The organism is Roseobacter insulae (assembly GCF_019375555.1).
Lineage (GTDB): Bacteria > Pseudomonadota > Alphaproteobacteria > Rhodobacterales > Rhodobacteraceae > Roseobacter > Roseobacter insulae.
In genome coordinates this window covers 485,609-507,951 of the sequence record NZ_JAHXDN010000002.1, presented here as the reverse complement: position 1 = coordinate 507,951, position 22,343 = coordinate 485,609, and the positions used below count along the sequence as shown (strand labels likewise).

At 62.6% G+C, this 22,343-nt stretch carries 20 protein-coding genes; 3 read left to right on the top strand and 17 right to left on the bottom strand.

What is annotated here, in order from left to right:
• Window positions 1–15 precede the first annotated feature (15 nt).
• Window positions 16–1,806, top strand: a complete 1,791-nt coding sequence (locus tag KX928_RS08625) for an aminopeptidase P family protein (protein ID WP_219501038.1) — start codon at window positions 16–18, stop codon at window positions 1,804–1,806.
• Window positions 1,807–1,881: 75 nt separating this feature from the next.
• Window positions 1,882–2,226 carry a DUF427 domain-containing protein gene (locus KX928_RS08620; protein ID WP_219501036.1) on the top strand — a complete coding sequence of 115 codons (345 nt, stop codon included), beginning with the start codon at window positions 1,882–1,884 and terminating at the stop codon, window positions 2,224–2,226.
• A 7-nt stretch (window positions 2,227–2,233) separates the two neighbouring features.
• On the opposite strand, the gene KX928_RS08615 is transcribed toward KX928_RS08620, so the two are convergent.
• The 14 genes from KX928_RS08615 to ftsW form a co-directional block, all read right to left on the bottom strand.
• Window positions 2,234–3,913 carry a chloride channel protein gene (locus KX928_RS08615; protein ID WP_219501034.1) on the bottom strand — a complete coding sequence of 560 codons (1,680 nt, stop codon included), beginning with the start codon at window positions 3,911–3,913 and terminating at the stop codon, window positions 2,234–2,236.
• 66 nt (window positions 3,914–3,979) lie between these two features.
• Entirely contained in the window at window positions 3,980–5,629 is a 1,650-nt protein-coding gene (recN, locus tag KX928_RS08610) for a DNA repair protein RecN (protein WP_219501032.1), read from the bottom strand.
• Between the two features lie 26 nt (window positions 5,630–5,655).
• Window positions 5,656–6,525, bottom strand: coding sequence for an outer membrane protein assembly factor BamD (locus tag KX928_RS08605; RefSeq protein WP_219501031.1), 870 nt, complete (start codon window positions 6,523–6,525; stop codon window positions 5,656–5,658).
• 172 nt (window positions 6,526–6,697) lie between these two features.
• On the bottom strand, window positions 6,698–7,621 hold the full coding sequence (gene lpxC, locus KX928_RS08600) for a UDP-3-O-acyl-N-acetylglucosamine deacetylase (protein WP_219501029.1): 924 nt from the start codon (window positions 7,619–7,621) through the stop codon (window positions 6,698–6,700).
• A gap of 205 nt (window positions 7,622–7,826) precedes the next feature.
• Window positions 7,827–9,473 (bottom strand): cell division protein FtsZ, encoded by a 1,647-nt coding sequence (gene ftsZ / locus KX928_RS08595; protein ID WP_219501028.1) that lies wholly within the window; start codon window positions 9,471–9,473, stop codon window positions 7,827–7,829.
• 362 nt (window positions 9,474–9,835) lie between these two features.
• Window positions 9,836–11,140: a cell division protein FtsA gene (ftsA, locus tag KX928_RS08590; protein ID WP_219502096.1), complete on the bottom strand. Its 1,305-nt coding sequence runs from the start codon at window positions 11,138–11,140 to the stop codon at window positions 9,836–9,838.
• 32 nt (window positions 11,141–11,172) lie between these two features.
• Window positions 11,173–12,048: a cell division protein FtsQ/DivIB gene (locus KX928_RS08585; protein ID WP_219501027.1), complete on the bottom strand. Its 876-nt coding sequence runs from the start codon at window positions 12,046–12,048 to the stop codon at window positions 11,173–11,175.
• On the bottom strand, window positions 12,036–12,980 hold the full coding sequence (locus KX928_RS08580; RefSeq protein ID WP_219501017.1) for a D-alanine--D-alanine ligase: 945 nt from the start codon (window positions 12,978–12,980) through the stop codon (window positions 12,036–12,038). Before KX928_RS08580 ends, KX928_RS08585 begins: the two co-directional genes overlap by 13 nt.
• 95 nt (window positions 12,981–13,075) lie before the next feature.
• Window positions 13,076–13,993, bottom strand: coding sequence for a UDP-N-acetylmuramate dehydrogenase (gene murB, locus KX928_RS08575; protein ID WP_219501014.1), 918 nt, complete (start codon window positions 13,991–13,993; stop codon window positions 13,076–13,078).
• 10 nt (window positions 13,994–14,003) lie between these two features.
• Entirely contained in the window at window positions 14,004–14,252 is a 249-nt protein-coding gene (locus KX928_RS08570) for a DUF2484 family protein (RefSeq protein ID WP_219501012.1), read from the bottom strand.
• Window positions 14,249–14,500: a DUF2484 family protein gene (locus KX928_RS08565; RefSeq protein ID WP_219501010.1), complete on the bottom strand. Its 252-nt coding sequence runs from the start codon at window positions 14,498–14,500 to the stop codon at window positions 14,249–14,251. The genes KX928_RS08570 and KX928_RS08565 overlap by 4 nt, the downstream gene beginning before the upstream one ends.
• Complete coding sequence (murC, locus tag KX928_RS08560) at window positions 14,497–15,903, bottom strand: UDP-N-acetylmuramate--L-alanine ligase (protein ID WP_219501008.1); 1,407 nt, start codon at window positions 15,901–15,903, stop codon at window positions 14,497–14,499. Before murC ends, KX928_RS08565 begins: the two co-directional genes overlap by 4 nt.
• Window positions 15,900–17,003, bottom strand: coding sequence for an undecaprenyldiphospho-muramoylpentapeptide beta-N-acetylglucosaminyltransferase (gene murG, locus KX928_RS08555; RefSeq protein WP_308342272.1), 1,104 nt, complete (start codon window positions 17,001–17,003; stop codon window positions 15,900–15,902). The genes murC and murG overlap by 4 nt, the downstream gene beginning before the upstream one ends.
• Window positions 17,000–18,169 carry a putative lipid II flippase FtsW gene (gene ftsW / locus KX928_RS08550; protein WP_219501006.1) on the bottom strand — a complete coding sequence of 390 codons (1,170 nt, stop codon included), beginning with the start codon at window positions 18,167–18,169 and terminating at the stop codon, window positions 17,000–17,002. Before ftsW ends, murG begins: the two co-directional genes overlap by 4 nt.
• Before the next feature lie 136 nt (window positions 18,170–18,305).
• Here ftsW and KX928_RS08545 point away from each other — a divergent pair, with 136 nt between their 5' ends.
• The gene (locus KX928_RS08545) at window positions 18,306–19,481 is read left to right on the top strand and encodes a BaiN/RdsA family NAD(P)/FAD-dependent oxidoreductase (RefSeq protein WP_219502092.1); all 1,176 of its coding nucleotides are present in this window, start codon (window positions 18,306–18,308) and stop codon (window positions 19,479–19,481) included.
• 27 nt (window positions 19,482–19,508) lie between these two features.
• Here the strand turns inward: KX928_RS08545 and murD are convergent, their stop codons facing one another.
• Genes murD through mraY form a run of 3 tightly spaced genes read right to left on the bottom strand, consistent with a single transcriptional unit; the run spans window position 19,509 to window position 22,340 of the window.
• Window positions 19,509–20,900: a UDP-N-acetylmuramoyl-L-alanine--D-glutamate ligase gene (gene murD, locus KX928_RS08540; protein ID WP_219501005.1), complete on the bottom strand. Its 1,392-nt coding sequence runs from the start codon at window positions 20,898–20,900 to the stop codon at window positions 19,509–19,511.
• Window positions 20,901–20,928: 28 nt separating this feature from the next.
• A complete protein-coding gene (locus KX928_RS08535; RefSeq protein WP_219501003.1) occupies window positions 20,929–21,258 on the bottom strand; it encodes a hypothetical protein in 330 nt (109 codons plus the stop codon).
• The gene (gene mraY / locus KX928_RS08530) at window positions 21,258–22,340 is read right to left on the bottom strand and encodes a phospho-N-acetylmuramoyl-pentapeptide-transferase (RefSeq protein ID WP_219501001.1); all 1,083 of its coding nucleotides are present in this window, start codon (window positions 22,338–22,340) and stop codon (window positions 21,258–21,260) included. Before mraY ends, KX928_RS08535 begins: the two co-directional genes overlap by 1 nt.
• Window positions 22,341–22,343 lie beyond the last annotated feature (3 nt).

Here is a 22,343-nt window from a genome sequence, read left to right as displayed (position 1 = left end):
AAACGAGGACGCAGGATGTTTCAGACCTTCGAGGTGACGGCTCGGCCGGAACAGGGACCGCCAAGGCTTGCCGCGCTGCGCGACGCGATGAAGGCCGGGGGTCTGGATGGCTTTCTGGTCCCCCGTGCCGATGCCCACCAGGGGGAATATGTTGCGGCACATGACGAGCGTCTAGCCTGGCTGACGGGGTTCACAGGCTCTGCGGGATTCTGCGCGGTACTTCACGACATTGCAGGGGTTTTCATCGACGGACGTTATCGCACACAGGTCAAGGCGCAGGTCGCCGAAGAGTTCACACCCGTGCCCTGGCCCGATGTTTCATTAGGCGACTGGCTGACGGAGCAATTGCCGCAGGGCGGCGTTGTCGGCTTCGACCCGTGGCTGCACAGCGCGGGGCAGATCGAGACGCTGGAGAAGACCCTCAAAGGCACCGGCGTCGATTTGCGCGCCTGTGATAATCCGGTCGATCAGATCTGGCAGGATCAGCCGGCGCCGCCGGTGCAGCCCGCCAAGGTGCACCCTTTGGAGTTTGCGGGCGAAAGCCATGCTGACAAGCGCCAGCGGATGGCGCGGGAGCTCTGCGATGACGGCCAGAACGCGGCGCTGATCACCCTACCGGATTCGCTGTGCTGGCTGCTGAACATTCGCGGCGCGGATATCCCGCGCAACCCCATTGCCCAGGGCTTTGCTGTTTTGCATGACACCGGCGCGGTTGATCTGTTCATGGCGGCCGGGAAACTGCATGAGGTTGCCGACCATCTTGGCGCGGAGGTGACACAGCATGATCCGCAGGCGCTGGTGCCGTTTCTGGACGGGTTGAAAGGGTCAGTCCGTGTCGACAAGGGCACCGTTCCGGTTGTGCTGTCGCGGCTGCTGGGGGACCGTGCCGCCTATGCCGGTGATCCCTGCGCCCTGCCCAAGGCGCGCAAAAACAGTGCCGAGATCGAAGGCGCAGCCGCCGCGCATCTGCGCGACGGGGCGGCGATCGTCGAAATGCTGGCCTGGCTCGATGCACAGCCCGCAGGCGCGTTGCGCGAGACGCAGGTCGTCGGCAAGCTCGAGGGGTTTCGACGCAACGACAACGCGCTTCAGGACATCAGTTTTGAAACCATTGCAGGCACCGGACCCAACGGCGCGATCATGCACTACCGGGTGACTGAAGAGACCGACAGCCTGTTGGAAGAGGGTCAGTTGATCGTGCTGGACAGCGGTGGTCAGTATCTTGACGGCACGACCGATATCACCCGGACGATCGCCATCGGGTTGCCGCCCCGGGAGGCTGCAGAAGCTTTTACCCGTGTGCTGCAGGGAATGATCGCGATGAGCCGTCTGCGCTGGCCCGAAGGTCTGGCCGGGCGCGACATCGAGGCGATCGGGCGGATGCCGCTATGGCTTGCGGGGCAGGATTTCGACCATGGTCTGGGCCACGGCGTCGGGGCTTATCTCAGTGTGCACGAAGGGCCGCAAAGGCTGAGCAGGATCAGCCATGTGCCGTTGGAAGCGGGGATGATCCTGTCCAACGAGCCGGGGTACTACCGGGAAGGCGCGTTTGGCATCCGCCTTGAAAACCTTATTGTCGTGCAGGAGGCCCCGGCCCTGCCCGGCGGTGATGCTCATCGCAAGATGTTGCACTGGCGCACCCTGACCTTCGCGCCCATCGACAGGCGCCTTATCGTCACCGGGATGCTGACGGCGGTGGAACGCGACTGGCTTAATGCCTATCACGCTGAAGTTGCAGAAAAGATTGCGCCCCGCCTATCGCCCGGTGCGAAAACGTGGTTGGATGCTGCGACTGCGCCGATCTGACACCTGATATTGCGTCATGGTTTTGTTACGAAGCTCGCGCAATAGCATCTGTGAGACGAAGGGGAGACGTTCAACATGGCAGACCACATCACCATCCGGAAGGCGGACGGCACATGGAGCGTACGCGCGGGTGGCGCCGTCTTGGGCGAAAGCGCAGATGCTCTGGAACTGGTCGAAGGGGATTACCCGCCAGTCATCTATTTTCCGCGCGGCGATATCGCCATGGCGTTTCTCGACCAGACCCACAAGTCGACCCATTGCCCTTACAAAGGGGATGCGACCTATTTTTCCGTTGTGACCAAAAGCACGACGCTGGCTGATGTTGCATGGTCTTACGAGACACCGAAAGACGGCGTGGCCCGGATCAAGGATCATCTGGCCTTTTACACCAACGGTGACGTGACCGTCGAACAGATCTGAGCGCCGGTCAGGAATGCTCTTCGGCGGCGGTTGCTGCCAGTGCGCGGTTGTAGACCTTCAGGGCGTCGACATGGAACAGCGCGCCCAGCAGCTCAGGCGGCGCGGCATCCGCGCTCAGCGTCACGACGGGGATGAAGTTGACACCGGTCTCAAAGATCGGCATTGCCGCCTCCAGGGTCGCGTTTGCGTCGATATAGACACCCTCACCGATCATTTCCCAGCAGCGGTCTTCATCTGCGGCACCCTGATCGGCGGGCGTGCGCATCACCCCGTTGACCCTCAGCATTGCCAGCAGATAGGCCTGTGGTCCGGCTGCAAGGTGAATATCCCGGCGCTCAAGCTGGGTCAGGAAGAAGCTGCGGTCCACCAGCCGCGACGCGAGGGCCGTTGACATCGACACCGCCACCATCACCGCCAACCCGGTCTGCCAGTCGCCGGTCAGCTCGAACACGATCAACGTGGTTGAAATCGGTGCACCCAGAACAGCTGCCGCAACCGCCCCCATGCCCGTCAGCGCATAGAGCGTGAGCGAGCTGGAGACATCCGGGAAAACGCCTGTCGCAATCAACCCGAAGCTTAACCCCGTCAGCGCGCCCACCATCAGGGATGGAGAGAAGATGCCGCCGCCCATGCGACCGGCCATGGTGATGGCCACCGCTGCTGTCTTCAGAACCGCAAAGACGATGGCATTCCAAAGGCCCAGTTGCCCGGTCAGGGCCAGCGATGTGGTTTCATAACCAACGCCGATGATATGGGGATAGTAAATCGCCAGACCGCCGAGCATGGCCCCCGCGACCGCCGGGCGCAGCCATCGCGGCAGGCGGGTTTTATGTTGAACGAAGGTGCCGAAATCATCTGCCCAGAACACCGCTTTCATCAGGGCGACCGCAACCAGGCCGGACATCAGGCCCAAGAGCAGATAGGCAGGCATCTCCTGGTAGAATTGCACGGCCCCCGTGGTTGCGAGGGTGAATTCGGTCACATCGCCAAACTCCAGCCGGTTGATCACGGTGCCCGCCGCGCTGGCAATGACGATAGGGGCAAAAGCGTGCACGGCGAAGTGCCGCAGCACCACCTCCAACGCGAAAAGCGCCCCGGCAATGGGCGCGTTGAAGCTGGCCGAGACAGCGGCGGCCACGGCACATCCCAACAGATCGCGCCCGGTTACACCATCCGCCAGAATACGACGGTTCACCCAGGTTGAGATCACTGCGGCCAAGTGCACAACGGGGCCCTCCCGGCCGGTCGATCCGCCGGTGCTCAACGTGATCATCGAGGCCAGTGCGGAGGCCAGTCCAGCGCGCGTTTCCACCCGGCCATCATGCATCGCAGCGCCGTGGATCACATCGGCCACAGAGCGCGCCCTGCCATCACGGGTAAAGGTATTCAGGATGATCCCCACCGCCAGCCCACCGAGGATCGGAATAATCAGGATCATGTACCACGGTAGCGATTCCGCAAAGCTGTGCAGCAGGCGGACGTCTTCTGTTCCGTAGAAATAGGTTTGCAGGGCATTGACACCCTTGCGAAAAAACAGCGCGGCAAACCCCGCCGCGATCCCGATGGCCAGAGCGATGAACCAGAACTGAATCTGGTTGGGGCCGCGGTGGCGCAACACTCGCAATCCATCCCGACAAGTGTTCAGCGCATAGTCGAGTTGCTGGGATAAATGGGATCGCTTGGACATCAATTCGTACTCTGGCTGATCCCTGTCTAGGCCAAGCGGACCATAGGGGGAAGCCTTTTGGCGGATTTATCCCGCCAACAGCGCACGGGCCGCTCCCCGTGCTTCTTCGGTGATCGTATCGCCCGACAGCATCCGGGCGATTTCGTCCACCCGGTCGGGGTCTGGCAACGCCGTAACGGTGGAGGTTGTCATCCCTGCGCGCACGTGTTTTTCCACCCGCCAGTGATGCGCACCAAGTGCGGCGACCTGCGGTGAATGGGTGACCACGAGCACCTGACCGCCCGCCGCGAGCGCGGCTAGCCTGCGCCCCACCGCGTCGGCGGTTGCGCCACCCACGCCCCTGTCGATCTCGTCGAAGATCATGGTCAACCCCGATTGTCCGCGTGTCAGACACACCTTGAGCGCCAGCAGAAACCGGCTGAGCTCACCCCCGGATGCAATGCGGTTCAGCGGACCGGAGGGCGCGCCCGGGTTGGTGGCGACGGTGAATGCAACCGCGTCAACCCCGTCTGGTCCCGGTGTCTCTGGGGTGATCTGCGTCTTGAAAACAGCGCGTTCCATCTTGAGAGGCGCCAATTCACCCGTGACCGCCTTGTCGAGGGCCGTGGCCGCTTTGCACCGGGCCCTCGTCAACGCGTCGGCGGCCGCGCCATAGGCTGTCTCCGCTGCCCCCATCTCCCGGCGCAGGCGCGACAGGTCGGCGTCGCCTGCTTCCAGCGTTGCGAGTTTGTCACGCAAGGTGTCGGCAAAGCCAGACAGGTCATCTGCCAGCACTTCGTGTTTGCGGGCCAGAGCGCGGATGGCAAACAGTCTTTCTTCCGTATCCTCCAGTTCCGCCGGGTTGAAAGACAGCCCTTCGATGGCACCGACGATACCGTCCATCGCCTCGTCCAGTTCGACCATCGCGCGGGACAGCGATGCCATGGGCGCTTCAAGGGCGCCTTCGGCCTTCTCTGCCGCACCATCCAGCCATCTGAGCGCGTCGCCCAGTGCGGCTTCGGCACCCTGTTGCCCAAGGATTTCATGTGCCCGAACCACATCGCTGCGAATTTTTTCCGCGCCCTGCATCATGCGGCGGCGCGCATCCAGTGTTGCCTCTTCCCCCGGATCGGGCGCAAGCGCATCAAGTTCGGCAACCGCGTGCCGCAGGAACTCCTCTTCGTCGCGGATGGCCGCCATCGCGGCCTCTGCGGCGGCCAGAGCCTTTGCAGCCTTGCCCTTTGCGGCCCAGGCCGCCCTGCACTTCGATCTGGGCCCGTCAAGCCCTGCGAATTCGTCCAGAATGATCCGGTGACCCCGTGGGTTCAGCAGGCCCCGGTCGTCATGTTGCCCGTGTAGTTCCACCAGTGTATCCGAGAGCTGCCGTAACACCTCGCCGGAACAGCGCCGGTCGTTTACCCATGCCGTCTTGCGCCCGTCAGCGGTGTTTATGCGGCGCAGGATCAGCTCATCACCCTGAGGCAGGCCCGCCTCTCGCAGTACCGCATGAGCCGGATGATCGGCGGCAAGATCAAACCATGCCGACACCTCGCCCTGCTTGGCCCCCTGGCGCACCAGATCGGCCCGCCCGCGCCAGCCAAGCACAAACCCCAGCGAATCCAGCAAGATGGACTTACCTGCCCCGGTTTCTCCAGTCAGAACGTTCAGACCCGGCTGAAAGCTCAATTCCAGCCGGTCGATGATCAGCATGTCCGAGATATCAAGCCCGCGCAGCATTGGCCCTACCCGTCAAATGTGCCGGATCAGAGCCATTCGCCCTTGATCGTCTGGCGATAGACCTGCCGCAGCCAGCTGTCGCCCGCCGCCTCCAGCGTCAACCCCTGCCCCGTCAACAAGGCGTAGCTGTCTTCATACCAGTCCGTTGACTGGTAGTTGTAGCCCAGAATGGCGCCGGCGGTTTGCGCCTCGTTGGTCAGCCCCAGCGACAGATACGCTTCGACCAGCCGGTGCAATGCTTCCGGCGTATGGGTTGTGGTCTGGAAATCCTCGACCACGACGCGAAAGCGGTTAATGGCTGCCGTATAATGGTCGCGGCGCAGGTAATACCGGCCAATCTCCATTTCCTTGCCCGCGAGGTGATCGAATGCGAGGTCGAATTTGAGAATGGCCGCACGTGCATATTCACTGTCCGGGTAACGTTCGATCACGTCGCGCAGAGATTGCAGTGCCTGGAACGTCAACCCCTGATCCCGACCGACTTCGTCAATCTGGTCGTAGTAACTGAGCGCCAGCAGATACTGCGCATAGGCCGCGTCGTCATCATCGGGGTAAAAGTCGATGAACCGCTGGGCGGCGGAACGGCTGTTGGGGTAATCCTGATCGCGGTGATAGGAAAACGCCTGCATGATCAGGGCCCGGCGCGCCCAGTCGGAATAGGGATAGAGGCGCTCAATTTCCGAAAAATAGAAGGCGGCATCCTCGGGGCGGCTGCGGGTCAGCTCGAACTCGCCGCGTTCGAAAATCTGCTCAGCCGAATAGGTCTCCAGCGGGATCTCTTCGGGATTGAAAAAGCTGCCGGTACGACGTCCGGTATCTCTGTCACCGCATGCAACAAGCGTCGCCGTCACCAGCACCGCGGCTATAATCCGCTTGTGCGACCCAAGCCTACTCATGCTTTGCCACCTTTATTCTGCACCACTACCCGCCTTGATCCACGCGGCCCCTGTGAGGTCGTAGCACAGAAATTTCCCGTGCAAAACGCTCATTGCACCCTTTGTGAAGGCAGTTGTCATAAAGCACGTAAAGGTGATTTTGCCGCAAGACGCAAGTGGCCGCAGCATCGGCTTATGCGACGGCGGGAATTTCATCCCAGATCAGGCCGTACCCCGGCAGACGGGCCGCCATACTCTCGTCGCAGACGACCATGCGCACGGCACCGGGCGTCGCAAAGAGATTGCGCAGCAACGTGTTGGTCATCGAGTGCCCGGCACGCACCCCTGTGTAATGGCCGATCAGCGGTGCCCCCGCCAGCGCCAGATCACCGAGCGCATCCAGCATCTTGTGCCGCACAGGCTCGTCGCTATGGCGCAGGCCGCCGGGGCTCAGCACGCGGTCGCCGTCAAAAACCACCGCGTTTTCGCCGGGCTCGCCACCCAGGGCCAGACCGTTCGCGCGCATTGCGTCCACGTCCGCCTGACGGCAGAAGGTGCGGCTGTCGCAAAGCTCGCGGGCAAAGCTGCCATTGTTCATGACCAGCGATTTCTGCTGGTGACCAATCGCGGAATCGGCGAAATCGATTTCGAAGTCGATGCGCAGCGTATCGGCGGGCGCCAGGGTGGCCGACGCCATGCCATCTGACACGGAAACGGTTTTCAGAACCTCGAAAGCACGCACCGGAGCCGCCAGCTTGCGCAGGCCCCGTTGCATGATGCCGCGCACGAAAGGCACGGCTGATCCGTCCAGAATGGGCACTTCCGGTCCGTCGATCTCCACCAGCGCGTTGTGCACGCCACATCCGGCAAGCGCCGCCATGATGTGTTCGACAGTGGACACCTGAAGGCCAGCAGCATTTTCGATCTTGGTGCACAGCGGAGAGCGCAGAACCACATCCCAGCGCGCAGGGATCAGGCGATCCCCCACGGCCACGTCAGTGCGCGAGAACCAAATACCATGCTCGGCAGTGGCGGGACGAATCGTAACCGTCGCCGTGCGGCCCGTATGAAGACCACAGCCGGGAAAGCTGATCGGTGATTTGATCGTTGTCTGCACAATAGCCCCACAAAATTCTCGGACCTTTGGCCCGGTTGCGATGTAACTAGGGGCTGAGCCGGGAAGCCTCAACTCAATCTTTGCAACGGACTGAAACACATCTGTTACATTTGAGCACAAAGGCGCTTGTGCCCATTCAAGCCCCTGACATTAAAAGAAAAAGGGCCGCGAATTCGCAGCCCTTTCGTGCTATTTCGTGATCTCTTCAGTTGGCTTGACGGCGCAGAAACGCGGGGATTTCAATGCGTTCCTGATCCGGGTCGGCCTGTTCCTGCGGCATTGGCGCCGGTTCTGCGGCGCGCTGCTGTACGGGCGGCTGCTGACGTGGTGCGGATTGTGCGCCACCTTCGCCATGCCCCGTCATCCGGTTGATCAGTGAGTTGATACCGAAACGCGGACGCTCCGCCGCGGATGCATCATCGGCGGTTGCGGGCTGTCTGCGCGGATCCTGCGGGGCCGCTTTTTGTGCAGCGGCCCGCAGGCGCGCCATTGCTTCCGGCGACGGCGTGCCCGGTGTCGGGGCCTGCGGCGCCACGAAGCTTTCCGCGTCCACGTTCTTGACATCACGGTTAGGCTCAAAGGCGGCGACTTCCGGGCGGTACGCGGGCGGCGGCAGATCATCGTCCGCCTGTGGCTGCATCTCTTCCGCAAAAATATCCTCGGCCATGTCTTCGGCTGCCACCTGTTGCGCGTCCAGCGTCTCGAAGAGGGAGGGTTCCTCGGCTGCTTCGGCAACCATCGCTTCGCGTGGTTCTGGCATGCTGTTTGCAACGGTCGCCACGGCTGGCGCTTCGATTGGCTCGGCCGCGTCTTCTTCTACAGAAACCGACGGTTTCAAGGGCTGAGACAGCGACCGGCGCGGCACCGGCATTTCGGTGTTCACATCCGTGGCGTCGATGCCGGTGGCAACAACGCTGACCCGCATCAGCCCACCCATGTCGGTATCGAGCGTCGAGCCGACAATGATGTTTGCTTCCGGGTCCACTTCTTCGCGGATCCGGTTTGCAGCCTCGTCCAGTTCAAACAGGGTCAGGTCATGACCGCCGGTGATATTGATCAACACGCCCTTGGCACCACGCAGGCTGATCTCGTCGAGCAGCGGGTTGGCGATGGCTTTCTCGGCCGCCTGAATGGCACGATCTTCGCCGTCGGATTCGCCCGTACCCATCATCGCCTTGCCCATCTCGTCCATCACAGCGCGGACATCGGCAAAGTCGAGGTTGATCAGCCCCGGACGGACCATCAGGTCCGTCACGCCCTTCACCCCCTGATAAAGCACATCGTCCGCCATGGAGAAGGCTTCGGTGAAGGTGGTTTTTTCGTTCGCCAGACGGAAGAGGTTCTGGTTGGGAATGATGATCAGCGTATCCACGACCTTTTGCAGCGCCTCGACGCCGTCCTCGGCCTGACGCATCCGCTTGGCCCCTTCGAACTGGAAGGGCTTGGTGACCACTCCAACGGTCAGCACACCCAGCTCGCGCGCAGCCTGCGCGATGATCGGTGCGGCCCCGGTGCCGGTGCCCCCGCCCATACCGGCGGTGATGAAACACATATGCGCGCCAGCCAGATGATCGACGATCTGTTCGATGCTCTCTTCCGCCGCCGCAGCACCGACGGTTGCACGCGCACCGGCACCCAGGCCTTCGGTGACCTTGATGCCCAACTGCACCCGGTTGTCTGATTTGGCTTGCTGCAGCGCCTGCGCGTCGGTGTTAGCGACCACGAACTCGACCCCGTCGAGCTCTTTCTCGATCATGTTGTTGACCGCATTCCCGCCTGCGCCACCAACACCGAAGACGGTGATACGAGGTCTGAGATCTGCCTGTCCGGGCATCGAGAGAGTAAGGGTCATGGTTAAATCCGCCTGTGCTGCTGACCCGTATTCACGGGTGTTTTTGGTGCCTATTCAGGGCTGACCCTACCCTTTGAGAGCCTCAGGGTCACGTAAAAAACGCAATTTCGACACAAAATATGGGTCCAATCGGCCTCATATCCCCAGCTTGCAGGGAGGATCGGCAAGATGTTGCGCAATTTACGAAATCAGACGCTAGAGCACGCGCAACAGATTCGCCCGGATGCGCCGCACCCGCTTCGGGCCGAAGCCCCGGTTTCACAATGTTCGGACGACTGCTCGGTCGCCATGGGGCCTCTGACGGGCCTTGTCGAAATCATATCATGGCGCGCCGGCGACGTCACCGTGATTCGATTGCGCGCTTACCAGTTATCGCGAAACCAACGCACCGCGCGCTTGAGGGACCGGTGGGGGTAGCTTTCCGCCGGGATGTCGAAATCCCACCACTCGTCCTGCGGATGGGCCGCAAACAGCGACAGACCGACAACCGAGGCGAAGGCAGGACCCGTCGCCGCCTGCGGCAGCCCGTGCACGCGCAATGGCCGCCCCAGCCGGACCTGCTGGCCCAGTATCTTGCTGGCCAGACCGTCCATCCCCGGAATCTGGCTGCCACCGCCCGTCAGCACGATCTGCTGGCTGGGCAGATGATCAAATCCGGCAGCATCCAGCCGGGCACGCACTTCTTCCAGAATTTCCTCGACCCTTGGACGCATGATGCCGATGACCTCCGCCCGGCTGGCCGTCCGGCGATCATGCTCGAAATCGCCGGTGTCGCCGCCGATCTCGATCATCTCGCGGTCATCCATGCCGGTTGCATGCACGCCGCCGTGCATGGTCTTGATGCGCTCCGCCATGGTCATCGGAACCTGCAGACCCATGGAGATATCGCCGGAGACATGATCGCCCCCCATCCGCACCGAATCCGCGTAGATCATGTGTTTCTTGATGAAGATCGACACCCCGGTAGAGCCGCCGCCCAGATCGATACAGGCGGCCCCCAGTTCCTGCTCATCCTCCACCAGCGCCGCGATGCCGCTTGTATAGGCCGAGGACGCAATCCCGGCGAGTTCAAGGTCGCAGCGCTTGATGCAATGCGCCAGGTGCTGAACGGCAGAGCCATCGACCGTCAGCATGTGCATGTCCACGGAGAGGGAGTTGCCCAACTGCCCACGTGGATCGCCGAGACCAGAGCGGTGATCGATGGCGAAATTGACCGGTTGCGCGTGCAGCACTTCGCGCCCGGAGCCATAGTCCGGCACGTCGCAGGCAGCCAGCACGCGGGCGACATCCTGCTCGTCCACCGCCTCGCCTTCCAGCGCGATCTGCGCGTCCAGCCCGTAAGAGCGCGGCTCCGCCCCGGCAAAGCAGGCAATCACGTGATCGACGCGGATGCCCGCCATTTTCTGGGCGCCCTGCAGCGCGGTGCGAATGGCGCGTTCGGTTTCCTGCATGGCGCAGATCTCGCCAAAACGCACACCCCGGGACCGGGTTGTCGCCGCCCCGATGACGCGGAAGCCGGACTGGCCGGCCAGCGAGCCGATCTCCCCTTCGTCGCCAAGATCGCCCGTGCCGTCGAACCGCAGAACAAGGCAGGAGATCTTGGAGCTACCCACGTCCAGAATGGCCACCACACCGCGGTGCATGGCGGCTTTGCGCATGTTGCGCATCTGGCGCTGGCTGTCGTATAAATCCATCGTTGTTACTGCCCCGACCCTTGTTTTATTTCCCACCACAATGCTGTGGCCTGTTCGCTCATCTGCACCGTCGGGCGTGCGCCGAGGCGCAGGTCGACCCGCACCACATCACGCGCAAGAATATCCTGCGCACCATCCAGGGCGATCACCCGTTCCAGCGCCTGCACCGCGCCGGCTTCCGGCAGCAAGATGCGCTGCTCCCGGTCCAGCACGACATCCCAGCGCCGCTCGCCCATCCGTACAATCCCGCGCAGCCGCGACCCCAGGGGAGCGGCCGCACGATAAAGGTCGAGCGCGTCCTTGACATGCGCCTGCGCGCCCTCTCCCGCGATCACCATAAGGTCGGGCCTGTCCATGCGCTGGTGCAGGGTGCCAACATGCGCGCCGGTGACATCCACCAGCACGAGGCCTTCGCGCCCGCGCCAGATGGCGACAGGCGTGCGCGGGGTCACGTCGATCTGCAAGATGCCGCCGGGCCGGATGCGCACCGAGACCGTCTGGACGGGCGGCAGATCTGCGATCGTCGCGCGAATTTCCCTGAGGTCGAGGTCAAAAGAGCTGGTGGGGAAATCAATCGGCACAACCTCGCGGATGTCCTCGGCCAGGTCGCCCGCAACACCGTCAATGGCCATCAGCTGCACCATGAACTCGGGGCGGGTTTCAAAACTGGCGCGCGCCTCGGCCACGGTGTCTTGGATCGCCAGACGCCGCGCTTCATCCGACAGGTACAAGCCGCCGGCGGCAAAGGTCAGCGCCATCGGGACACCCGCGCGCAACAGCACCAGAAAGGTTGGCGTCAGCATCAGGCGCTGCATTCGCCACGCCCAGCGGGAGGGTGCCGGATCGCACGCATTCCGTCTGCGCAAGATCAGCGATCGCATGACGCGTCCTCCACCATCCACGCGCAAAGCTGGCCCAAGCTCATCCCGCAGGTCTGGGCCTGCTCGGGCGTCAGTGATGTTGCCGTCATGCCGGGTTGCGTATTTGTTTCCAGCAGGATCAGGCCGTCCTCGCCTCTCGCCTCGTCCCAGCGAAAATCGGTCCGGCTGACACCGCGACAGCCCAAAGCGCGATGCGCGCGCAGCGCATAGTCCATGCAGAGGTCGAATATATCCGCGGGCAGATCGGCAGGCACAACATGGCGCGACCCGCCGGGTTTGTACTTGGCATCGTAATCGTACCAGCCATCCGTAAGAATGTCGGTCACCGTCAGCGCGCGATCGCCAATGACCGTGGTCGTCAGTTCGCGACCGGGCGCATAGGTTTCCACCATTACCTCGTCGGGCATGTCCGATGACAGCTGCGGCGGTCCGTTGCTCGCTTCGTGCACGAGGTAGACACCGACAGACGAGCCTTCGCAATTCGGCTTCACCACATAGGGCGGGCGCATCACGTGGCGCGTGCGCACCTCGGCGGCCGGGGCAAGAACGCTGCCCACAACCGGCAGACCCGCTGCCGCGAAAGCCGCCTTGCTGCGCTGTTTGTCCATCGCCAGGGCGGACGCGAGCACGCCGGAATGCGTATAGGGCATGCCCATCCATTCCAGCAGGCCCTGCACACAGCCGTCCTCGCCCCAGCGACCGTGCAGGCAGTTCAAAACGGCTTCCGGAGATATCTTGTGCAGAACGGAACAAAGGTCGCGGTCCGCATCGACCTCGATCACTTCAAATCCTTCTCCCCGTAGGGCGGCAGCGCAGGCTTGCCCGCTGGACAGGGACACTTCGCGCTCTGCCGAAGGGCCTCCCATCAATACCGCCACACGCCGGGGTGTCCTGCTCGACTGACCCACTGTGGTGCCTCTGTGTCGGGCCATTTCGGCCCGTTTTTAATTGTGTTTATCCGGCTTTTGCGCCGGTTCACCGTCTCGTCTTATGCATGCAGTCTGGCGGCTATCTGGTTAACGAGCCATTAATTTTCGCCAATGCGCATGATTTCCCATTCTAGCGTGATACCGCTTTGTGCGTAAACCTTTTTTCGCACCTCTTCGCCCAATCCCTCAAGATCGGCGGCGGTCGCATCACCGGTGTTGATCAGAAAGTTGGAGTGCTTCTCGCTCATCTGCGCGCCGCCCTGCCGCGCGCCGCGCATGCCGGCATCGTCGATGACCTTCCATGCCTTGAGATCATGCACGTCGTCGTCCCGCCCGGTGGAGGAAAACCCGGCCGGGTTCCGGAACGTTGATCCGGCGCTCCGATCCCGCGTGGGTTGTGTTGCATCTCGTCTGGCAAGCTGGTCACCCATGCGCGCATGCAGCGCCTGCGCATCCCCGCGCGGCGCCTCAAAGGTGGCTTGCGTCAGAACGCAACCCTCCGGCAGCTGGGTTTGACGGTAGTCAAATTGCAAGTCCTGCGGTGTGAGGGTGATGCATTTCCCCGCGCGCGTGACGGCCTGTGCCTCGACCAGCACATCCGCCGTGTAGGTGCCATAACAACCCGCATTCATGCGCACAGCGCCGCCGATGCTGCCCGGGATCGTGCGCAGAAAGGTCAGATCAAGCCCCGCGTCGGCCGCCTTTTTGGCCACATGCGCATCCAGGGCAGCCGCGCCGGCGATCACCCGCGTTCCTTCGGTTTCGATGCTGTTGAAACCCCGTCCAAGGCGGACCACGACAGCGCGCAAACCCCCATCCCGGACAATCAGGTTGGACCCGACGCCCATGGGAAACACGGCAACATCTTGGGGCAAAGCGGCCAGAAAAGCGCTCAGATCATCCAGATCGGCAGGTTGGAAAAGCCAGTCGGCCGGACCGCCAACCCGCAGCCAGGTCAGATCGCTCAGGGGGCGGTCCGGTGTCAGGCGGCCGCGTACATCGGGCATATCCGTCATGTAACCGAGCCTATCTCAGGGTGCGCCGTTTTATCCATCGGCCCAGATATATGACGGGCCAGCGCAGAACGGAAACGCCCGCCGCCAGCACAAGCAGGCCAACCCAGGGGCCGTGCTGCCACGTCACGTAGCCGACGATCGGAATGCCGATGGCGATCAGGGCATAGGCGTTGCGCCAGTGGTGGTCCTTGCTGGGGGTCATGGCCAACACGTTGGCGACCAGCGCCCAGATGGCCGCAATCGTCAGGGACAGGCTCATTTCGGGATCTCCGGTGTCTCACCGCGCGCCCGCGCCAGAAAATAGCGCAGCGGATTGCGAAACATCGACACGACAGCAAACAGCGCCAAAGCCGCAGCCCACCACGCCACTTCCTGACCGATCCAGAAAATCAACACAGGGGCGGCGATCAGCAGAACGACGCCGGGAACATACTGAAGACGCATAGGCAACATGGCCACTGCAACAGAGGCAAATACCCATAGCAGACAGGCCCACAACAGCATCATGCAGCTCCTTTGCGCAGCCGTGCCGGCAGCCCGTTGGCCCAGGCGCTGATGGTACCTGCCCCAAGACAAACCACCATGTCGCCGGGCCGCGCCTGCTCCCGAACCAGTCGCTCCAGGTCATCCTCGCCAACCACTGCACGGGCATGACGGTGTCCATGGCGGATCAGCCCGGCCACCAGATCATCGCGGCTTGCACCTTCGATCGGATCTTCGCCCGCGGCGTATACATCGGCGATGCCCACCACGTCCGCATCGTTGAAACAGGCGCAGAATTCATCGAAGAGGTCGGACAGACGTGTGTAGCGGTGCGGTTGGTGCACAGCGATAACACGGCCCTCGGTGGCCTGCCGCGCTGCTTTCAGCACGGCCGTAATTTCAACCGGGTGGTGGCCATAGTCATCAATGATCGTCACGCCATCAATCTCGCCGACGCGGGTAAAGCGCCTGTTAACGCCGCCAAACTTGGCTAACGCATCACGAATCTGGTCGCCCTTCATGCCCAGGTGCCGCGCCGCCGCGATGGCCGACAAGGCGTTGGAGACATTGTGATCACCCGGCATCGGCAGCGAACACCCTTCGATCATGATGCCCTCGGCCTGCAGGGCCACGTCGAAATGCGCGATCCCGTTGTCATAGCGCAGGTTGACCGCGCGCACATCCGCCTGAGCGTTGAACCCGTAGGTCACCACGCGACGGTCGGTGATCCTGCCGACCAGCGACTGCACTTCCGGATGATCGGTATTGCAGACCGCCACGCCATAGAAGGGAATGTTGGACACGAAATCGAGGAAGCCCTGACGCAGCGTGTCGAAATCCCCCCAGTGTTCCATGTGTTCAGGGTCGATGTTGGTCACAATTGCAATCGTCGCGGGCAACCGGTTGAAGGTGCCGTCGCTCTCATCGGCTTCGACCACCATCCATTCGCCTTCACCGGCACGGGCATTCGACCCGTAGGCGTGAATGATCCCGCCATTCACGACCGTGGGGTCGAAATCGCCCGCATCCAGAAGCGTCGCTACCATTGTCGTGGTCGTGGTTTTGCCGTGCGTCCCCGCGACCGCGATGTTGGATTTCAGACGCATCAGTTCGGCCAGCATCTCCGCCCGGCGCACGATCGGCAGGCCCATCGTGCGGGCCGCATCCAGCTCGGCGTTCCCGGGTTTGATCGCGCTGGAAATCACGACGACCTCGGCGTTAGTGACGTTGTCCGCGTTCTGGCCTTCGAAGATATGAGCCCCGAGTTCGGCCAGACGCCTTGTGATCGGCGTGGCTTTCAGATCGGACCCCTGAACCGTGTAGCCGTGGTTCAGCAGAACCTCCGCGATCCCCGACATGCCGATACCGCCGATCCCAACGAAATGGATCGGTCCCACGTCTCCCGGCAGTTTTGTTGCTGCGCTCATATCTCTTGTCCTTTGCCCGCAAGCCCCTCGACCATCTCAACCAACAGCTCCGTTGCCTCCGGTTTACCAAATTTCGCGGCTGAGCGGGCCATTTGCATCGCGCCGTCCGGATTGTCCAGTACCGACGCGATCTGTTCCGCGAGGGCGTCAACGCTGGCCTGGCTTTCCGGCACCATGATCGCGCCCCCCGCGGCCACCAGACCACGCGCGTTGGCGGTTTGATGATCCCCCGCCGCCGCCGCATAGGGGATCAGGATCGACGGGCGCCCGATCACCGACAGATCCGCCACGGACGACGCGCCGGACCGGCTGATGACAAGCTGCGCCTCGGTCATGCGGCGCGGCACATCGTGAAAAAACGGCTGAACATCCGCGGTAATCCCGTTGTCCGCGTAGAACTTCGCCACCCGCTCCTGATCCTCTTCGCGCGCCTGATGGCTGACCCGGATGTTGCGCAATATCTTCATCGGCAGCGCGGCAATCGCCGGTGGCACGACATCGCTGAGGATCCGCGCGCCCTGTGATCCGCCGATCACCAGCATTTCCATCGGGTAGTCCCCCGGTGAGATATAGCCCGCCTCGGCCCGTTCCAAGATGGCGCTGCGCACCGGGTTGCCGGTATGCACCCCCTCGACGCCTTCCGGCAGCTCCGCAGGCCAGGTGCCGCAGGCCACGGCATCGACGCGCGGTGCAAAGAACGCATTCACCTTGCCCAACACACCATTCTGTTCGTGAATCATGCGGGGCAGCTTCAGCAGCTGTGCGGCAGCCATCGCGGGAATTGCCGGATACCCTCCAAACCCAACAACCACGGCGGGCCTGTCGCGCCACAAGCCTGCCAGGGCCCCCAGAACCCCCAACCCGAGCTTGAAGGGCGCGGTCACTTTCTCAACCAATCCGCCGCGGGCAAAAGTTGCGCTGCGTATCTGTTCGATTTCCGTGGAATGCGGAAACCCGCCAGTGTACCGGGCGCCCCGTTCATCGGTTGACAGCTTTACCCGCCACCCCCTGGCCAGCATTGCCTCGGCCAGCGCCTGCGCCGGGAACATGTGACCGCCCGTTCCGCCTGCGGCAATAACCAGGAGAGGTTGTCCGCTCACCGGACTCTCCCGCGCGACAGCAGATCACTGATTTCGCCCTGTGGGCGCGTGCGGGTAAACGCCAGCAGCATGCCTACCGCAATCCCGCTGGCAATCACCGAGGAGCCGCCGTAGCTGACAAAGGGCAGCGTCATCCCCTTGGCGGGCAGCAGGCGGACCGCCACGCCCATATTGATCATCGCCTGAACGCCCAGCGTACAGGCCAGACCGGTTCCGGCGAGGCGGATGAACGGGTCACGCTCCCGCACCAGGCGCAGCAACGAGCGCACCACGACCGTGGTGTACAGCGCGATAATGACCAGCACCAGAACAAGGCCGTATTCCTCTGCGGCCACCGCGATGATGAAATCCGTATGGGCATCCGGCAAGGACCATTTCACCTGCCCCTCGCCCACGCCGACACCGAAAAAACCCCCCTCCTGGATCGCGTTGGTTGCATATCCAAGCTGGGTACGCGGATCGACATCGGGGTTCAGAAACCCGTCAATCCGCCGCGCAAAGTGTTCTGAATTCGAATAGGCGATGGTACCACCGAAGACGACCAGCAACGCCATCCCGACCAGCAAGGCCATTGGTGCGCCTGCAACGAAATACATAACACCCCATGAAAACAGCACCAGGCAGCCCTGTCCGAAGTCCGGCTGCATCACCAGCATCAGGACAATCGCGATGCACAGGGCGAACGACCATGTTTTACCGGGCGGGCCATTCAGATCGGACGCGGCCGCCATCATCCACGCGGCGACCACGACAAACCCCGGCTTGAGGAATTCGGATGGCTGGAGTGACGCGAAACCCAAACCGTACCAGCGCACAGCGCCCTTGCCGAAATCGGTGCCGAAGAACGGCAGCAGCGCCAGCGCTATGAAAGACACGATGAACCCCAGCACCGCGAGGCGCCGCACCAGAACGGGCGACATCATCGAGGTCATCAACATCGCCACGAGAGCCAGACCACCGAAAGCCGCCTGTCGCTGCACGTAATGAAAGGGTTCAAATCCGTTCTTGGCTGCCAGGGGGGGTGAAGCTGCGAGGCCCAGCAACAACCCAACCGCAAAGAGCATCAGGATGCAGGACATTGCCCATTTGTCGATCGTGCGCCACCATTTGGGGAGGATCGGTTCGCCATCGCGTACCGGAACTGCGCCATAGACCATTTCTGTCATGGGTGCCTGCCTTGAACTGTTTACACTGCCTCGATGCGCCCCTTTGCGGGGTCTGATGGGGTATAGTAGCGTGAAATCATCCACAGCGCTAGCCCGAAGGCTTGCCATTTGCCCCAAATCACGCCAGTTGGCCAGCATGCAGGTTGACACGGCGATAATCGGCGCAGGGGCCGCGGGGATGATGTGCGCCGCCCATGCACGGGGCCGCATTCTGCTTGTGGATCATGCCCGCGCGCCGGGAGAGAAAATTCGCATCTCCGGCGGCGGTCGGTGCAATTTCACCAACCTGCATGCCGATGCCGGCGCGTTTATCTCCGGCAACCCGCATTTCGCCAAATCGGCGCTGGCCCGTTACACACAGTGGGATTTCATCGATCTTGTCGACCGCCACCGGATCGCCTGGCATGAAAAGACCCTTGGCCAGCTCTTCTGCGACACCTCCGCCAAGCAGATCATCGCGATGCTGCGGGGGCTGATGCAGCAAAACGGCGTCGATCTGCGCCTGCAGTCAACCGCGCATGATATCGAAAGAACCGCGGACGGGTTCTCGTTTGCCCTGTCGCAGGACGGGCGGCGCACAACCGTGCGGGCGCGGACGCTGGTCATCTGCACCGGGGGCAAATCCATTCCGAAAATGGGGGCGACGGGCATGGCCTACGAGGTGGCCGCACAGTTCGGCCTGAAGGTGACGCAGACACGCCCTGCATTGGTACCCTTCACCTTCGCCAAGGAGCGCTTTGCCGGCCTTGCCGGCGTTTCGACACAGGCGCGCGTCACGGCGGGCGGGCAGAGCTTTGAGGAGGCGTTGCTCTTCACCCACCGGGGTCTGTCCGGTCCTGCCGTCCTGCAGGCATCCTCTTATTGGCGTGACGGTGAAGAGATCTCGGTAAACCTGTCGCCGGATCACGATCTCTATGCGGCGCTGCGCGAGAAACGCACGCGGACCGGGCGACGCAACCTGACAACGGTATTGGCGGAGCACCTGCCGGCACGACTGGTTGAGCACCTTGCGCGTAAGACGGACCTGACCGGCAACCTTGCAGACCAGTCTGACGCTAAACTGCGCGACATGACACAGGCCCTCGGCCACTGGACAATGGCACCCACCGGGACGGAAGGGTATCGCACCGCAGAGGTGACACTCGGGGGGATCGACACGGACGAGCTGTCGGCCAAAACGATGGAGACCAACAAGGTTCCCGGCCTCTTTTTCATCGGCGAGGCCGTGGACGTCACCGGGTGGCTGGGTGGGTATAATTTCCAGTGGGCGTGGTCATCGGCCATGGCCGCAGCACGCGCCCTATCGCGGTAGATGCCTTCGCTGAGGCACCGCACCACGTTACAGATACTTCTTGACCTCGGCCACGAAGGCATCGCCGCGCTTTTCGAAATTGTCGTATTGGTCAAAACTCGCCGCCGCAGGCGCCAACAGCACCACGTCGCCCGGTTCAGCCTCTGCAACCGCTTGTGCCACGGCCTTTTCCATCGTGGTGCAGACTTCGGCCTCAACAGGCAACTGCATGGCAAAACCGGCGGCTTCGCGGCCAATGACATAGGCTTTGCGCACCGTGGGCGCATCGCCAAGCGCGCCCAGCCCGCCCTCTTTTTCCAGGCCACCGCAAATCCAGCGCACCCGATCAAAGGCGGAAAGCGCCTTGGCCGCGGCATCGACGTTCGTGGCCTTGCTGTCGTTCACGAACTTCACACCGTCCTTTTCTCCAACCAGCTGGCTGCGGTGCGGAAGCCCTGCGAAACTGTGAAACGCCTTTTCAATGACCTTGGGGGCCAGTCCGAGAGACCGGCATGCCGCGTAGGCCGCGCAGGCGTTCTGATGGTTATGCGCCCCCGGCAGGCCCGGCACATGTCGCAGGTCGATGGAGGCCGTCTGCTTGCCCTTGCGATATTCCGACAGATACCCCTTGCGGGCAAAGACCTGCCAGCCCGGGCCGGTTAGCCTGGCCTCGACCGAGACGCGGATGACACGGTCATCCGACGGTCCTTCGGAGAGTTGCCCGGCTAGATAGCGGCCTTCCGGCTCATCCACGCCAATCACCGCCCTGTCCGGTCCACCCTCGGCAAACAACCGGCGCTTGGCGGCGAAATAGCCCCCCATGCCCGCATGACGGTCCAGATGATCCGGGCTGAGGTTTGTAAAGACGGCAATGTCCGGTGTCAGGCTGCGCGCAAGGTCCGTCTGGTAGCTTGACAGTTCCAGCACAACGACTTCCCCGTCATGCGGGGCGTCTATGTCCAGAACCCCGCGCCCGATGTTGCCCGCCAGCTGACACGGGCGGCCCACATCTGTGAGGATATGGTGGATCAACGCCGATGTGGTCGATTTGCCGTTCGAGCCCGTCACCGCAACGACCCGCGGCGCGACGTCGAAGCTGTGCCAGGCCGACGTGGCAAAAGACTGAAAGAAGAGGCCGATGTCATTGTCCACCGGAACGCCCGCCAGATACGCGGCCGCAACCACGGGATTGGGCGCAGGATAGAGGTGTGGAATGCCGGGGCTGACAATCAGGCGCGCAATGCCATCAAAGTCACGGGCATCGCGAAAGGGCTGACACTGGAACCCTTCGGCTTCGGCGCGCTCGCGGGCCGACGGCGTGTCATCCCAACACAGGGGCACAGCCCCCCCTTCGGCAAGTGCGCGCGCCGCGCTGAGCCCGGATCGCCCCAACCCGAGCACCGCGACACGCGCACCGGCCAGACCCTGCACCGCGATCATCGATAGGGCTTTCGCTGCACGCCTTGCATCACGCCACCTCGTGGCGGTTCGTGACGTAATGGCCATCCGAATAGTCGAGCCTGAACGAGAAAAAGCAGCTTTGAGGGATATGTGCTTTCACCGCAGCCTCCAGATCCGCCATCAGGGAGGCGGTGAAGGCGGCATCCCTGTGCGGCTTTTTCAGCAGCGTCAAGGCCAGCAGAAGATGCGTGTGATGAGAGAACGCGGCGGGATATGCACGCCCCTTGCACGCGCCCGCTTCGGGGTCATGGCGCAGGATCACCTCCTCGATCTCTGCCAGAACGGCAGGCGCATCGAGGGTCAGATCATCTGAATATCGGATTTCGGCATGGGGCATCAGCGCACCTTTAGCGTGGCCAGACCGATCATCGCGAGGATCAGGGAAATAATCCAGAACCGGATGACGATGGTCGATTCTGCCCATCCTTTTTTCTCATAGTGATGGTGGATCGGCGCCATCAGGAACACGCGCTTGCCGGTTCGCTTGAAATAGAGCACCTGGATGATCACGCTCATCGCTTCGACCACGAAGAGGCCGCCGACAATCGCCAGCACGATCTCGTGTTTGGTGGAGACGGCGATTGCGCCCAATGCGCCACCAAGGGCAAGGCTGCCCGTATCTCCCATGAAGACAGCAGCGGGCGGCGCATTGTACCAAAGAAAGCCCAGCCCGCCACCGAATATCCCGGCTGTGAAGATCAGAATCTCCCCGGTACCGGCGACGTAATGCACGTCCAGATACTCGGTGAAGTCGACCCGGCCGACCGCGTAGGAGATCACGCCAAGCGTTCCCGCAGCGATCATCACCGGCATGATGGCCAGACCGTCCAGACCGTCCGTGAGATTCACCGCATTGGCGGACCCCACAATGACGATGATCGCGAAGGGTACGAACATGTAGCCAAGGTTCAGCAGCGTGTCTTTGAAGACAGGCAGTGCGAGGCGGTTTTGCAGGGCGTCGGGGTGGTGCTGCGCCGCCCAGTAGGCCGCGATGGCCGCAATGGCAAAGCCAAGCAGCAGGCGCACACGCCCCGGCACACCGGCGCTCGTCTGTTTGGAGACCTTGGCGTAATCATCCATGAACCCGATGGCGGCAAAGGACATCGTCACGAAAAGCACGATCCAGATGAACGGATTGTCCAGCCGCGCCCACAGAAGCGTTGATGTCAGCAAGGCGCCCACGATCAGCAGCCCGCCCATCGTCGGGGTTCCGGCCTTGGCAAAATGCCCCTCCGGCCCATCGTCGCGGATGGGCTGGCCCTTGCCCTGACGCCGGCGCAGCACTGCGATAAGCGGCCTTCCGAAGAGAAACCCAAAGACGAGCGCGGTCAGGAAGGCGCCACCAGCGCGGAACGTAATGTAGCGGAAAAGGTTAAAGACATCCCCTCCGTCCGACAGCAGCGTGAGCCAATACAGCATCGA